The sequence below is a fragment of the Dietzia sp. PP-33 genome (assembly GCF_033790845.1).
Lineage (GTDB): Bacteria > Actinomycetota > Actinomycetes > Mycobacteriales > Mycobacteriaceae > Dietzia.
This window is the reverse complement of record NZ_JAMYEI010000006.1, coordinates 88047-101808: the sequence shown is the minus strand read 5'-3', so window position 1 is coordinate 101808 and position 13762 is coordinate 88047. Positions and strand designations below refer to the sequence as shown.

Below are 13762 nucleotides of genomic sequence, written 5' to 3'. Positions count from 1 at the left end.
GAGCAGACCGGCGTCGGCCGGGCCGCGGCTAGAGTCCGCAGCATGAGCTCAGGATCCGCAGGCCACGCCCTGGTACTCCGTCACCGGGCCAAGCCGGGGCTGCGTGACCAGCTGGTCGAGGTGTGGCTCAGACACATGCCGGAAGCGGTGCAGGCGAACGACGGTCACCAGACGTACGTGATCTGCGCGTCCCACGCCGACCCCGACGTGCTCCTGGTGTTCCAGCAGTACCGGGACGCCACGGCGGCCCAGGCGTTCCTGGGCAACCCCGCGTACCTGGCGTACCTGCGGGAGTCCGGTGAGCTGCTGACCGGTCCACCGGAGGTCGAGACCGTGGAGCCGCTGTGGTCCAAGACGGTCGGACCGACTCGGTAAGGTCTCCGCTGTGACAGCCCGCAACCCGCACCCAGATCCGCGCGCCTCCTCGGACCGACACGCCGCCGCGATGTTCTCGGAACTGCAGGACGGGCCGGGGACCCCGCCGGATCCGGCGGAGGTCGAGGCGCGGCGGGTCCGACTCCTGGCGGGCGCCCAGACCACCCTGAACGACCTCGCGGACGTGCTGGCCCCGCTCGCGACCGCGTTCGGTGAGGCCGGCCACGAGCTCTACCTGGTGGGCGGCAGCGTGCGCGACGCGGTGCTCGGGCGGCTGGGGACGGACCTGGACTTCACCACCGACGCACGCCCCGACACGGTCCGCGGCATCCTCGAGACCTACGCGGACACGGTGTGGGACACCGGGATCGAGTTCGGCACTCTCTCCGCGGTCAAGCGCGACGTCGCCGGGATCGAGCAGCAGATCGAGATCACCACCTATCGTGCGGACTCCTACGACGGGGTCTCCCGCAACCCCGAGGTGGTCTTCGGTGACACCCTCGGCGGCGACCTGGTCCGGCGTGACTTCACGGTCAACGCCATGGCCGTGCGGCTGCACCCCGACGGTCGGCAGGAGTTCTGCGACCCACTCGGCGGGATGGACGCACTGCTTGCGGGGGTCCTGGACACCCCTGCCGCCCCGGAGCAGTCCTTCGCCGACGATCCGCTGCGCATGCTGCGCGCGTGTCGGTTCGTCTCCCAGCTGGGCTTCTCCCTCGCGCCCCGGGTGTTCCAGGCGATGACGGAGATGACCGCCGAGATCGACAGGATCACCGTCGAGCGCGTCCGGGTGGAGCTCGACAAGACCGTCCTCGGTGATTTCCCGATCGACGGGATCAACATGCTGTGTGAGGCCGGGCTGGCCGACCGCGTGCTCCCCGAGGTCCCGGGGATGAAGCTGGAGCGCGACGAGCACATGCAGCACAAGGACGTCTACTGGCATTCGCTCACCGTGCTGAAGCAGGCCATCGACCTCGAGCCCGAGGGGCCGGACCTGGTTCTGCGCTGGGCGGCGCTGCTGCACGACGTGGGCAAGCCGGCCACGCGGGCGGCCAAGCCCGGCGGTGGTGTGACGTTCCACCACCACGAGGTGGTGGGCGCCAAGATGGTGCGCAAGCGGATGCGTGCCCTCAAGTACTCCCGCCAGATGATCGAGGACGTCTCGGGTCTGGTGTTCCTCCACCTCCGCTTCCACGGTTACGGCGAGGGTCAGTGGAGCGATTCGGCCGTGCGCCGGTACGTCTCCGACGCCGGCGACCTCCTCCCCCGTCTCCACCGCCTGGTCCGGGCCGACTGCACGACCAGGAACAAGCGCCGTGCGGCCAAGCTGCAGGCCAGCTACGACTCGCTGGAGAACCGCATCGCCGAGATCGAGGAGAAGGAGGACCTGGCGCGGGTCCGGCCGGATCTCGACGGCAACGAGATCATGACGCTGCTCGGTCTGTCGCCGGGGCCGGACGTGGGCCGGGCGTGGGCCCATCTCAAGGAGCTGCGCCTGGACCGCGGCCCGCTCGACCGGGACGAGGCCGAGGCCGAACTCCTGCGCTGGTGGGCGGGCCAGAACGACCCGCAACAGAACGACCAGCTGCAGAACGGCGATCCGGCGTGATCGTCCGCGCGGTCGACCGTTACCTCGCCTCAACCGCCGGCCGGATGGTCGCCGCCGTCCTGGCCCTGCTCGGCACCCTGCTCCACACGGTCGGGGTCCCGGGCCTGCAGCAGATCCCCCCGTATCGCATCGACCTGGACGTCTACCGGGTCGGCGGACAGGTCTTCCGGGACGGTGGGGACATCTACGGCGAACTGCCCCGGCTCGCGGAGGGCGCCACCCTGCCGTTCACCTATCCCCCGCTGTCCGCGCAACTATTTTCGTTGTTCACGTTGGTCCCGCTGCCGGTGGCCTCGACGATCATCACGGTGGCCACCATCGCGGTGCTGGCGTACGTGGTGCAACTGGTCCTCACCCGTACCTGCGACCGATCGGCCCGTGAGCTGTGGTGGATCACGGTCGCGGTGATGGCGGTGGCACTGTGGTTCGGCCCGGTGCGCGAGACGTTGAGTTTCGGCCAGGTCAACGTGTTCCTGATGGCGCTGGTGCTGGTGGATGTGATCCGCGGCCGGGGGCGCTGGTGGGGCGGGACCCTCACCGGTCTGGCGATGGCCATCAAGCTCACCCCCGCGGTGTTCCTGCTCTACTTCGTTCTGCGGCGCGACTGGCGGGGCCTGGCGACCGCTGTCGTCGCGGCGCTGGCCTTCACCGGGATCGGGCACCTTCTGGCCCCCGGCGACTCCGTCCGCTACTGGACGTTCGCGATCCGGGACCCCGCCCGCATCGGTGGCCTGGCGTTCTCGTCCAACCAGTCGGTCAACGGATTCGTCCACCGCCTGGGGTTCGAGGACACGGCCGCGTCGGTGCTGTGGTTCGTGGTGTCCGCCCTGGTGGGGCTGGGTATCGCGTGGGTGGCGTGGCGGCTGCTGCGCTTCGGTCACGAGGTCGCCGCCGCGGTCGTGGTGGGATGGGTGGCCCTGTTCTGCTCGCCGGTGTCGTGGGGACACCACTGGGTGTGGGCGGTGCCTGCCGTCGTGCTCACGCTGGTGTGGGCGGCCCGTGCCGCCGGGAGGGGCGACGACGACGAGCGCGGCTGGCTCGCACTGGCCGGCAGCGGCATCCTGATCTTCCTGGCCACACCGCAGTGGTGGGTTCCCCACAGCGAGAACCGCGAGCTCGACTGGGGGCCGGTCGAGCATCTGGTGGGAAACGCCTATCTGCTCTGGGCGCTGGCCTTCCTGGTGGTCGTCGGTTTCCGCGCCGCCCGCCTCGGAAGGCCCGACCTGGGTGGGGACCCCGTCCGGCCCGCCCTCTTCGCCGGGCCCCGCGTCCACTGACGGGGGCTGTCAAGGGCGCAGGCCGACCTGTGGAGAACGATCCGGTTCTCCACAACCGGGCGATCGGGTCTGTTGCGGCGGCATCCCCGGCGGCACGATCTGGTGCATGGACTACTTCTTCGGAGACGGCGTCGGTGAACCGACGCAGTGGCAGGGTGCGCCCGATCTCACCCTCGGAACCGGTGCCGCGGACGCGCTGTGGCTAGACTTTGACGGTGACGGGTACGCCGATGACGCGGTGTGGGACTCGGATCTCGACGGTGTCGGCGACCGCGTGGTGACCGACGTGGGGACCCCGATTCAGGAGGCGTACTCGGACCGGGCCGGCCGCGGGGTGTGGAACGTCTTCGCAGGTGGTGCCGGTGCTCTGGCGGCCGGATCCGTCGGTTCCGGATTCGCCGCGTCGGGCTCTGCTGGTGTGGGCTCTGCTGGTTCGGGTTCGGTGGGTCTCGGTTCGATCGGTGGCGGCTCCGTGAGTGGCGGCTCTGTGGGTGGCGGTTCTGTGGGTGGTGGTTCGGTGGGCGGCGGGCCGCTGGCCGCGGGTTCGTTGCTGGCAGGTGCAGCAGGGGCCGGCGGTCTCGTGGACGGGGCGGTATCGGCCGGTTCGGAGGCCCTCGGGGCGCTGCCGGACTGGGGCGCGATGCTCTCGGACGCGGTGGGTGCGCTCGACCACGGCTCGCTCGAGTCCGAGTGGTCCCGGTGGACAGCTCCCCCGGTCGTCGAGCCGGCGCCGGCGCCTGCGCCTGTCGATCACATCCCGGCGCCCTCGCCCGTACCGCCGGGTCCCGTTCAGGGCGGGACGGCGCCCGAGCCCGCTCCCCCGGTACTGGAGGCCGATGGTTCGCTCACCGTGGACACCGGCAGCAGCGTGACGTCCGTGGTGGACGTCGACGGGGACGGGCACCTCGACCTCGCGCTGCCTCACGGATCGGTCGACGTGGGGGTCATCGACGCCGGTGCGTTGGGCGCGGGCTCGGCAGCCGCGGGTTCCGCCGTGGCGGGTTCCGCGGGTGCGGGGTCGGCCGGAGCCGGTTCGATCGGCGGGGGCTCGATTGTCGGCGGCTCCGCTGGAACGGGCTCTGTCGGTATGGGTTCTGTCGGAGGGGGCTCGATCGGTGCTGGCTCGGTCGGCGGCGGGTCAGTGGCCGCCGGATCGCTGGGAACGGGATCCTGACCGAAGGCCCACGGCCACGGCGAGCACAGCGGCGACGGCGTACAGGGCGACCGGGACGAGCATGAGCGGGACGGACCGGCCGTCCGCGGGCACGAACGGCAGGACGGCGACCATCCCGGCGACGAACGCCGAGTTGAACAGGGCGTCCTGCAGGGCGAACACGCCACCGCGGCGGGCGTCCGGGACATCGGTCTGCATAGCGTTGTCCGCGACCAGCTTGACCACCTGTGCCCCGAGTCCCAGCGCGACGGCCCCCGCGACCAGTGCGGTGGGATCGAGGGTCGGACCCACGGCGGACTGGGCCAGTGCGGACACCGCCGCCCCCGCCGCCACGACCAGGATCCGGCGGACCCGTGTGAGGGCCCACGGGGTCACCACGGCGGCGAGGCCCATCCCGGTGGCGACCGCGGCGGACAGGAGACCGAACCCGCCCATCCCGGCCACCACTGGGCCACCTCCCCCGCCGGACTCGACATCGCGCAACAGCAGGATCGCGAGCATGGTGGTGATCCCGAACGCGGCCCGGCCGAGCGTGACCCCGGCCAACGCGACCCAGACGAGGGCCGTGGAGCGGGCGGCCCGGATGCCGTCGGCCAGCCCGCCGGCGAAGAGCCTCACGCCGTCCCGGGTGACGCCTGGTCCGGGGCCCGTGCGGAGCTCGTCGTCGTCGGGCCCGAGGTGCCGCGAAGGCAGGGCGAGCACCGCCCACACCCCCAGGACCGCGGTGACCACCGCGGGCACGAGAGTCCACGAGACCGCCGCGTCGCCGGCGCCGAGCACGGCCAGCACCGCGAACGCCGCCACCGCCCCGACCGCCGTCACGATCGAGCCCACCGTGACCAACACCGAGTTCGTGGCCGCGAGTATCCGGTCGGGCACCACCCGGGGCATCGCCGCGGTCATACCGGTGTTGATGAGCCGACCGAGGCCGATCGCGACCAGGGACAGGCCGAAGAGGGTGGCCAGGCCCGGCCCCGAGTGCACGGCACCGGCGGCGACCAGCACGATCGTCGCGAGGATGGCCAGAGTCCTGATCAGCGCGGCGACCGCCACCACGACACGCCTGTCCCATCGGTCCAGCGCGGCGGCGGCGAACGGCCCGACGATCGAATACGGCAGCAGCAGTACGGCGAACCCGCCCGCGATCGCCGCCGGGGTGGTGGCGGATTCCGGGCTGAAGAGCACGACCCCGCCGAGCGCGGCCTGGTGGATCCCCTCGCTGAGCAGAGCGGCCAGGCGCGCGGTGGACAGGCGACCGAGGCCGTCGGACTCACGCAAGGCGGTGGCCAGTCGTCCGCGGGTCGGATCGGCCGCCTCGGCGGACAGGAAGGTCACAGGAGCCACCGTAGCGAGACCCGATCGAGGGGACGCGGATGTGGGTCCGCGGCAGCGGGGGCATCATGGGGGCATGGACACCGGACCGGACGATCTGAGTGGGGGCGGCCTCTTCGGGGACCGCCTCTACGACGCGATGGACAAGCGGGATCCCGTCGCCGGCTCGCTGCTCATCGCGGCGCCCGACATGCCGGACCCCAATTTCCAGCGGGCCATCATCTACATGATCGAGCATGACCATTCCGGTTCGCTCGGGGTGGTGATCACCCGTCGTAGCGAGACACCGGTCGAGACCATCCTCCCCGCCTGGGCGGACATGTGCGCGGCGCCGTCGGTGTTCCATATCGGCGGTCCGGTCAAACCGGACACCGGGATCGCGCTGGTGGTACTCGCATCGGGAGTCGACGGGGACACGGCTTCCGGGTTGCAGCAGATCGAGGGCCGGGTCCACGTGGTGGACCTCGACAGCGACCCCGACCTGCTGCGCGACCATGTCGAGGGCATGCGGGTGTTCGTCGGCTACACCGGTTGGGCGCCCGGGCAGCTGCAGGGAGAACTGGACCGCGGCGACTGGTACGTGGCCCCCAGTCTGCCGAGCGACCTGGTGGCGCCCGCGCACGTCGACATCTGGGGCACCGTGCTCCGCAGGCAGGAGATGCCCCTTCCGCTCTACGCCACCTACGTGAACGACGGGGACGTGAACTGACTGGTCAGCCGTCGGACGGTGACGCCGTCCGGCTGCTCAACCGCTCGCGCGCGGTGACGCCGCGCCGGCCGAGTGGGACGGTCCCGGTCGCCGTGGCGAGCCCCGCACGGGCGCCATTTCCGTAGAAGGTCTCGACGCCCCCCTCGTCTACGACGTAGGTCTCGTGCCAGATCCCGACGGCGCCGGGGTTCGTCCGGGCCTTGGCGTTGAAGTCCCGCCACGCAGGCATGTGCGCTCTGCCGGTGTCTCGTGCATACGCGTAGAGCTGATCGACCGAGTTCCAGTACTGGACGACCCAGGGGCCCGCTGCGCCGAACAGGGTTTGAGACCCGAGGAACCCCAGGTCCTCGGCCTCTCCCCTGTCGGCCGCGGCGCGGTTGCGCCCCAGTTCGGCGAGCATCCTGGGCATCGCTCGGAACACCGGAAGCCACAGGTCGGGACGGAAGGGGCGGTGGATGGTCATGCCGATGTGGAAGACGACAACGCCGCCGTCGCGGGCGTGGGTGACGGGCAGGGAACGCTTCCGGGCCGGATCGGTGGGCGTGCTCGTGGGCATGTCGACTCCTCGGGATGCTGTCTCGGCGTCGTGCCGACGACCATTGGATACTGCGGATATCTACTATTGGATACTGCTACTCTCTAGTAGTCAAGTATCAATTCGAGAGGTGATGCGTGAGGATCTCGGAACTCGCCGAGGTCACGGGCACGACCGTGACCACCCTGAAGTTCTATCTGCGACGAGGACTGCTCCCACCTGGACGTGTGGTGACCCGCACCCAGGCCGAGTACGACGCCGAGCACGTCGAGCGGGTCCGTCTGGTCAGGGCGCTGTCCGAGGTGGGTGGCCTGGACCTGGCGGCGGTGGGCCGGGTGCTGGAGGCCATCGAGAGCCCGGATATCGGACGGCTGGACGTCATGGCCACCGCCCAGCACGCGCTGTCGGGACCACGCGAGCGCGAGGGCCGGGGTGAGGGCGAGGGCCCTGGCGACGGCGAGGGCCCTGGCGACGGCGAGGACCCGCCCCGGGGTGATGAGCGCACGCGCGCGTGGATCGCCGCCCGTGATTGGCAGGTCGATCCACGCGACGCCGCCCTCGATCGACTCGCCGCGTCGTGGAGTGCCTGCGACGACGCCGGGATCGGGTTGGACGAGGTTCGTCTGGACGCCTACGCCGATGCCGTCGAGCGGATCGCCCGCATCGACGTGACCTCGGTCCCGCCGGAGCCGGCGGCGGCCGTGCGACAGGTGGTGCTCGGAACCGTGCTCGTCGAGCCCGTCCTCGCCTCGTTGCGTCTGCTCGCCCAGCAGCACACGGCGATCACCGAAGGGCGGCGATCCTAAACAGTGAGATTAGGTAGTCATATAGTAGGATCGGGAGTACTCTCGCCCCGGTGAGGGCCAGAAGCGCTGACGAGACCCGTGTGGCACCACGGCAGTGGGCGATCCTCGGCGTCGGCACGCTTGCCGCGTCCTCCGCCTCGGCGTTCGTGGCCGGCGTGGCCTTTCTGTTGCCCTACCTCCACACGGAGACCGGACTCTCCCTCACAGCGGCGGGCGCTCTCGTGGCGATGCCCTCGGTCGGGACCGCGCTCACCCTCGTGGCGTGGGGCTGGCTCGTCGACCGCGCCGGGGAGCGGATCGTGCTGGTGAGCGGGTCCGTGCTCACCTCGGCCGCCCTGGCAGGCGCCCTCCTCACCCCGTCACTGAGCCTGCTGGCAGCGTTCTTCCTGCTGGCGGGAGCGACCTCGGCCTCGGCGGCCTCCGCTAGCGGTCGACTGGTGGTGGGCTGGTTCCCAGCGCAGCGCCGTGGGATGGCGATGGGCGTGCGGCAGATGTCGCAACCCCTCGGAGCAGCGGTCGCGGCGATGGCGATGCCCGCCCTGGCGGCCTCGCAGGGCCTCCGTGCAGCGCTGGCGGTACCCCTGGCCATGGCGGTGGTCTCAGCGGTCGCCGCGCTCGTCGTCGTCCGCGATCCTCCCCGACCGGATCGCCACGACCCGGCGTCCACCACGCTGGCCACATCGCCCTATCGGGCTTCCGGTTATCTCCACCGGATTCACGGTGTGTCGGTGTTGCTGGTGCTCCCCCAGGCGCTCATGCAGTCGTTCATGCTCGCGTGGTTGGTCCTCGGCCACGGCTGGTCCCCGGTCTCGGCGGGCGCGGTGGTGACGGTCGCGCAGCTGTTGGGCGCGCTCGGGCGCATCGTCGTCGGCGTGATCTCCGACCGCGTGGGTTCGAGGATGACACCGCTTCGCGCCGTTGCCGTCTCGGTCTCCGTGGGTCTGGTCGCCCTGGCGGCAGCAGAGGCCTTCGGTGCTCCCGGGGTCGTCGCGGTGGCCCTCGCCGTGATCGCGACGGTGCTGTCCGTGGCGGACAACGGCCTGGCCTTCACCGCGGTCGCCGAACACGCCGGACCCCACTGGAGCGGGCGCGCACTCGGTGTCCAGAACACGGCCCAGTTCCTCGCGCTCTCGGCGATCACCCCGGTGTTCGCCGCGGGGATCGACCGATGGGGCTACGGGCCGGTCTTCGCCGGAGCCGCGGTGGTCGCCGCGCTCGCGGTACCGATCGTGCCGCGCAGCGACCGGGTCCGGTGATCCCTACTCGGTGTCCATACTCAGTGCTCCCGGTCAGGCGTGGGCGCCCGCGCCGGACTCCCCCGCGAGGACCACGCGATATCCGTCCGGATCCCGCAACCAGATCTCGAGATGGTCGGCGTCAGGATTGAGGCGGACGGGATGCTCGACCTCGACGGTGGACTCCTCGATCCGCGCCAGCGCGGCGTCCAACTCGGTGACCTCGAACCACATCACCACCCCGTTGCCCACCGGCTCGGACGCGTCGGCGAGCGGCCCGTGGTTCCGGTCGCCGGCTCGGGAGTGGAGTTGGAGTAGCAGGCGACCGGAGGTGACGATCTGCTCGTACGTGTCGCCTCCGTGGCCGCTCTCGGCCGCCAGGACATGCTGGCACCAGCGGCTCGAGGTCGGAACATCGGAGACCACGAGCAGCGGCTGTGCCTGCGTCATGTGAGGGAGTCCGGGGCGGGCTCGCCGCGATACTGGCCCACGGACCACACGTTGCCCTCGGGGTCGCGCACCGTGAAGCCGTGGTCGCCGTAGTCGGTGTCGCGCATCTCCATGACGATCTCGGCCCCTGCAGCCCGGGCCCGGCCGTAGACCGCGTCCGAATCGGCAGTCACCACGTAGGCGAGGCCGGTGCCCACCGGCGTGGCGTGTGGGTCGTCGGGGTCGCGCTGGCGGTCGCCGAGCATGACGCCGCCGCCCTCGGGCCAGAGAAGTTCGGCGTGGGCGATCCGACCGTCCTCGGCGTGCGAGACGGTCTCGACGAAGCCCAACGTCTCGACGAGCCAGTCGATCACTCGTCGTGCGTCCGTGCACTGCAGGCAGTGCCAGACGGTCGGGGCGGGTGGGGATCCGGGGTTGTGTGTGGTCATACCGGTGAGTCTTCTCCGCGGGTCGGGACCTCGGCTTGGATGTTTCGGAACTCTTCGGCGATCCAGCCTGTCGGCGACGTTCCCGTGTACCGCCGGTAGGCAGCGTCGAGGTGCGCGTGGTCGGCGTATCCGTGGTCGTGGGCCAGGTCAGCCAGTCGGATCCCGGCCGGCCGCGGCCCCGAGGCCCCGCGAACGGCCTCCCGCAGGGCCGAGTGCGCCGCCTCGAAGCGCAGCAGGTCGGCGAGCGATTTGGTGCCGATCCCCAACTCGGCCTTGCACAGCGTCGAGAGATGGCGCGTCGTCACCCCGACCTCGGAGGCCACGTCGGTCACCCGCATCCGGCCACCGGAGTTCTCAAGTAGTCGCCACGCGCCCACCACCTCCCTGCGCGGGCCGGACACGCGGTCGTACCTGCCCGCCGCCGAGGCCAGGCCTTCGGCCACGAGGCCCGCGCGGTCACGGGGATGCGCCGATGCGACCCGCGCGTGGAGCGACCGGATCCGCGAGCCGAGGACGTCCTCACCCTCGTGCGTGAGCTCGGAGAGAGCCGCCGCCGGCACTCCGAACAGGCGGCGCGCCGCGAGGGGATGCACCGCGACCTGGACGCCTTCCTCGCGGTCGGGCCGTTGCAGGTAGACGGGCTGTGTGTGGAACCCGCCGATGCACACGTCGTGGCGTATCCCCTCCTGTCGGCTCCACTCCTCGACGGAGTAGGAGCACAGGAGCGGAGAGTCCGCCGCGACGACCAGGGTCAAGGTGGAGGAGGGCAGACCCCGGTGCGGCGGCCGCTCGGACCGCGGTCCGGTCCCCTCCACGGCATACGAGAAGAGCCGCCTGACCCCGGGCGGCGGCGTGGACTCGCGCACGCTCACGTTCCCAGTCTGCCCCGTCCCGTCGGGGGTGGCCAGACCCGAGCGGTCGATACACTGCTCCGCGTGCCGTCCACCCCCTCTACCAGCGCAGAGATCCGCAAGGGTCTGGCCGACTGCTCGACCGTCGGACTGGGTCTGGTACCGCTCGGACTGGCGTTCGGGGTACTGCTCACCCAGGCGGGATTCGCGTGGTGGTGGGCGCCGGTCTTCTCCGTGGTGATCTATGCCGGGTCCATGGAGTTCCTTGCGATCGGACTGCTCACGGCGGTCACTCCCCTGTACTCGCTGGCCGCTGCGGCGTTCCTGGTCAACTTCCGCCACGTCTTCTACGGGCTGAGTTTCCCGCTGGAGGCCGTCCGCTCGCGGGTCGGCCGCCTCTACGCCGTCTACGCGCTCACCGACGAGGTGTACGCGATCACCGCCACAAAGCGCCGCAAGGACATGACCGGGGCGCGGACGCTGACCATCTCGATCACCTGTCAGACGTTGTGGGTGGTTCCGGGCATCGTCGGCGCGCTGGTGGGGGCGGCTCTGCCCGATGGTCTGGACGGACTGCAGTTCGCCCTGACCGCGCTGTTCGCCGTCTTGGCGGTGGACGCGTGGCGGGCGTCCGGCGACCTTCCAGCCCCTGTGATCGGCCTGGTCTGCGGCCTGGTGGCGGCGTGGCTGGCGCCGGAGCAGATGCTGATCGCGGGGTTGTGTGCGTTCGTGGCTCTTCTGATCGCGCGGTTCGCCTGGGCGACCCGCGAGGGGCGGGATGTCGAGTGAACGCGCCGGTGCCGGGAACCGGCTATCTGCTCGCCGGGCTGGGTGTGATGTTCGTCGTGACAATGGCCCTGCGTGCGGCCCCGTTCGTCGCACTCACCCGGCTCCGCGACTCGCAGGTCGTGCGCTATCTGGGCCGCACGATGCCCGCTGGCGTGATGGTGGTGCTGGTGGTCTACACCCTGCGCGACACCACTGCGGACCTCGGCTCCTGGCTGCCGGCGTTCACCGCGCTGGCGCTCACACTGGCTGTCCACCTGGTATTTCGACGCGCAGCGCTGAGCATCGTGCTGGGTACCGCGACCTACATGGTGCTGCAGGTCTGGCTGGCGTGAGCCCGGCTCGCGACGGCCGGGCGACCGCAGTCCGGACATCCGCGGGAGCGGAGCCCGTGGGGAGGCCGTCCCGGTCGCTTCGGACAGGTCAGCGGGCGACGGGACAGGCGCCCAGGTCGACCTTCCACTCGGTGAGGCCGTTGAGCCACCCCGACCGGAGGCGCGTGGGGTCGCCGAGCGCGGTCAGGTCGGGGAAGTAGTCGGCGACGGCGTTGAAGATCAGCTCGAGCTGCATCTTCGCCAGGTTGGCACCGAGGCAGTAGTGCGGGCCCTGACCGCCGAAGGTCACGTGCGGGTTCGGATCGCGGAGGATGTCGAAGCTGAACGGGTCGTCGAAGACCTCTTCGTCGAAGTTCGCGGACCCGTAGCAGATCAGGACGCGGTCACCCTTCGCGATGGACACGCCGTCGATCTCGGTGTCCTCCATGGCGGTGCGCTGGAACTGGGTGATCGGTGACGCCCATCGCAGGATCTCGTCGTAGGCGGTCTCGGGCCGCTCGCGCTTGAACAGTTCCCACTGTTCGGGGTGCTCGAGCATGGCGACCATGCCGTGGGTGGTGGCGTTGCGGGTGGTCTCGTTGCCGGCCACTGCCAGGAGGGTGACGAACCAGCCAAACTCCTCGGCGGAGAGGTGCTCGCCGTCGACGTCGGCTTGGACGAGCTTGGTCACGATGTCGTCCTGCGGGTTGGCCGCACGGTCCTCGGCCATCGTGTTCGCGTACCCGATGAGTTCCATGGACGCGATGGCGGGGGCGTCGGGGTCACCGCCGGCGTCATAGCTGGTCATGATGTTGGACCACTCGAAGATCTTGTGGCGGTCCTCCTGGGGAACACCGAGCAGATCGGCGATCGCCTGGAGCGGCAGCTCGGAGGCGATGGCGGACACGAAGTCGTCGGCGTTCGACTCGGCCGCGGCGGTGACGATCTTGCGCGCCCGGTCGGCGAGCTCGTCCCTCATCCCGGCGACTCCGCGGGGGGTGAAGCCGCGGGAGATGATCCGGCGGTGCTTCTTGTGGATCTCGCCGTCCTCGTTGACCAGCATCGCGCGCTGGGCCTCGATGATCGAGCGATCGGTGCCCTCCGAGAACCGCGGGATCATCGTGTTCTCGCCGGCGGAGAACAGTTCCCCGGTCAGGCGCGAGATCTCCTTGACGTCGGCGTGCTTGGTGACCAGCCAGTAGTGGTCGTCATCGAACCCGTCTGACCCCGCGCGCTTGTCGACGCGGTGGATCGGCTCGGACCGGCGTAGCTGGCGCCATTCGTCGTGCGGGAGTCGTTTCTCGAACAGGTCCGGGTCGGTGAAGTCGAATCCTGCCGGAATGGTTACGTCCACGATGTCTCCTGCGCCTCGTCCCCTGCCGGGGTCGGCAGGTGTGGGAAAGGTGAATAGTGGTAACTATATACAGGTGGCACTGTCTGGGAGTGAGATTCTCGATCGCGCGTTGATGCTGTCCGAGGAGATGTCGGGGTCGATCGCCCGCGCAGCTGCGAACTACGGGCTCACCGTCCCGCGACTGGAATTGCTGTTCGTCCTGGGCCTCGAGGGCGAGTGCAAACAGGTGGAGCTCGCCACGTTCCTGGACTGTTCTCCGCGCCAGATCACCGCACTCGTCGACGGCCTGGTGGCCAGTGGCCACGTGGTCCGGACGATGCCGCCGGACGATCGTCGGGTGCGATTGGTGAACCTCACCGACGAGTCGCGTCGGATCGTGGACGAGGTGGTGTCGGCGCGCGTGGCCCTGGCGGAGTGGCTGTTCGAGGGACTCGACGACGACGAGCTGCAGGCCTTCGGTGCGATCTCCGAGAAATTGGTCTCCCGGATGAGTGGACGCGCACTGAGTCGACTGGCCGAGCGGTGAA

16 protein-coding genes are annotated in these 13762 nt (G+C 70.4%); 10 read left to right on the top strand and 6 right to left on the bottom strand.

Annotated elements, in window-relative coordinates:
• Positions 1–42 precede the first annotated feature (42 nt).
• From NJE57_RS11825 to NJE57_RS11810, 4 genes are all read left to right on the top strand, one after another.
• Complete coding sequence (locus tag NJE57_RS11825) at positions 43–375, top strand: putative quinol monooxygenase (protein ID WP_319028628.1); 333 nt, start codon at positions 43–45, stop codon at positions 373–375.
• A 70-nt stretch (positions 376–445) separates the two neighbouring features.
• The gene (locus NJE57_RS11820) at positions 446–1984 is read left to right on the top strand and encodes a CCA tRNA nucleotidyltransferase (RefSeq protein ID WP_319028807.1); all 1539 of its coding nucleotides are present in this window, start codon (positions 446–448) and stop codon (positions 1982–1984) included.
• A complete protein-coding gene (locus NJE57_RS11815; RefSeq protein WP_319028627.1) occupies positions 1981–3261 on the top strand; it encodes a glycosyltransferase 87 family protein in 1281 nt (426 codons plus the stop codon). Before NJE57_RS11820 ends, NJE57_RS11815 begins: the two co-directional genes overlap by 4 nt.
• A gap of 106 nt (positions 3262–3367) precedes the next feature.
• Entirely contained in the window at positions 3368–4435 is a 1068-nt protein-coding gene (locus tag NJE57_RS11810) for a hypothetical protein (protein ID WP_319028626.1), read from the top strand.
• On the opposite strand, the gene NJE57_RS11805 is transcribed toward NJE57_RS11810, so the two are convergent.
• Positions 4400–5770, bottom strand: coding sequence for an MFS transporter (locus tag NJE57_RS11805; protein ID WP_319028625.1), 1371 nt, complete (start codon positions 5768–5770; stop codon positions 4400–4402). The two genes, NJE57_RS11810 and NJE57_RS11805, sit on opposite strands and share 36 nt — an antisense overlap.
• A gap of 73 nt (positions 5771–5843) precedes the next feature.
• Between NJE57_RS11805 and NJE57_RS11800 the strand changes: the two genes are divergently transcribed.
• Positions 5844–6476 (top strand): YqgE/AlgH family protein, encoded by a 633-nt coding sequence (locus NJE57_RS11800; protein ID WP_319028624.1) that lies wholly within the window; start codon positions 5844–5846, stop codon positions 6474–6476.
• Between the two features lie 4 nt (positions 6477–6480).
• On the opposite strand, the gene NJE57_RS11795 is transcribed toward NJE57_RS11800, so the two are convergent.
• The gene (locus NJE57_RS11795; protein WP_319028623.1) at positions 6481–7032 is read right to left on the bottom strand and encodes a DUF4188 domain-containing protein; all 552 of its coding nucleotides are present in this window, start codon (positions 7030–7032) and stop codon (positions 6481–6483) included.
• 116 nt (positions 7033–7148) lie between these two features.
• On the opposite strand from NJE57_RS11795, the gene NJE57_RS11790 reads away from it, so the two are divergent.
• Entirely contained in the window at positions 7149–7817 is a 669-nt protein-coding gene (locus NJE57_RS11790) for a MerR family transcriptional regulator (RefSeq protein ID WP_319028622.1), read from the top strand.
• A gap of 50 nt (positions 7818–7867) precedes the next feature.
• Positions 7868–9073 (top strand): MFS transporter, encoded by a 1206-nt coding sequence (locus tag NJE57_RS11785; protein ID WP_319028621.1) that lies wholly within the window; start codon positions 7868–7870, stop codon positions 9071–9073.
• 33 nt (positions 9074–9106) lie between these two features.
• On the opposite strand, the gene NJE57_RS11780 is transcribed toward NJE57_RS11785, so the two are convergent.
• From NJE57_RS11780 to NJE57_RS11770, 3 genes are read right to left on the bottom strand one after another with little or no spacing between them, the layout of a single operon-like run.
• On the bottom strand, positions 9107–9502 hold the full coding sequence (locus NJE57_RS11780) for a VOC family protein (protein ID WP_319028620.1): 396 nt from the start codon (positions 9500–9502) through the stop codon (positions 9107–9109).
• Complete coding sequence (locus NJE57_RS11775) at positions 9499–9930, bottom strand: VOC family protein (protein ID WP_319028619.1); 432 nt, start codon at positions 9928–9930, stop codon at positions 9499–9501. The genes NJE57_RS11780 and NJE57_RS11775 overlap by 4 nt, the downstream gene beginning before the upstream one ends.
• Positions 9927–10802 carry a helix-turn-helix domain-containing protein gene (locus NJE57_RS11770; protein WP_319028618.1) on the bottom strand — a complete coding sequence of 292 codons (876 nt, stop codon included), beginning with the start codon at positions 10800–10802 and terminating at the stop codon, positions 9927–9929. The genes NJE57_RS11775 and NJE57_RS11770 overlap by 4 nt, the downstream gene beginning before the upstream one ends.
• 63 nt (positions 10803–10865) lie before the next feature.
• Here NJE57_RS11770 and NJE57_RS11765 point away from each other — a divergent pair, with 63 nt between their 5' ends.
• Positions 10866–11570, top strand: coding sequence for an AzlC family ABC transporter permease (locus NJE57_RS11765; protein WP_319028617.1), 705 nt, complete (start codon positions 10866–10868; stop codon positions 11568–11570).
• A gap of 47 nt (positions 11571–11617) precedes the next feature.
• Positions 11618–11902: a branched-chain amino acid transporter permease gene (locus NJE57_RS11760; protein ID WP_413464408.1), complete on the top strand. Its 285-nt coding sequence runs from the start codon at positions 11618–11620 to the stop codon at positions 11900–11902.
• A gap of 88 nt (positions 11903–11990) precedes the next feature.
• Here NJE57_RS11760 and NJE57_RS11755 read toward each other — a convergent pair whose 3' ends face one another.
• Positions 11991–13235, bottom strand: a complete 1245-nt coding sequence (locus tag NJE57_RS11755; protein ID WP_319028615.1) for a cytochrome P450 — start codon at positions 13233–13235, stop codon at positions 11991–11993.
• Between the two features lie 73 nt (positions 13236–13308).
• Between NJE57_RS11755 and NJE57_RS11750 the strand changes: the two genes are divergently transcribed.
• Entirely contained in the window at positions 13309–13761 is a 453-nt protein-coding gene (locus NJE57_RS11750; RefSeq protein ID WP_319028614.1) for a MarR family winged helix-turn-helix transcriptional regulator, read from the top strand.
• Position 13762: the final 1 nt, after the last annotated feature.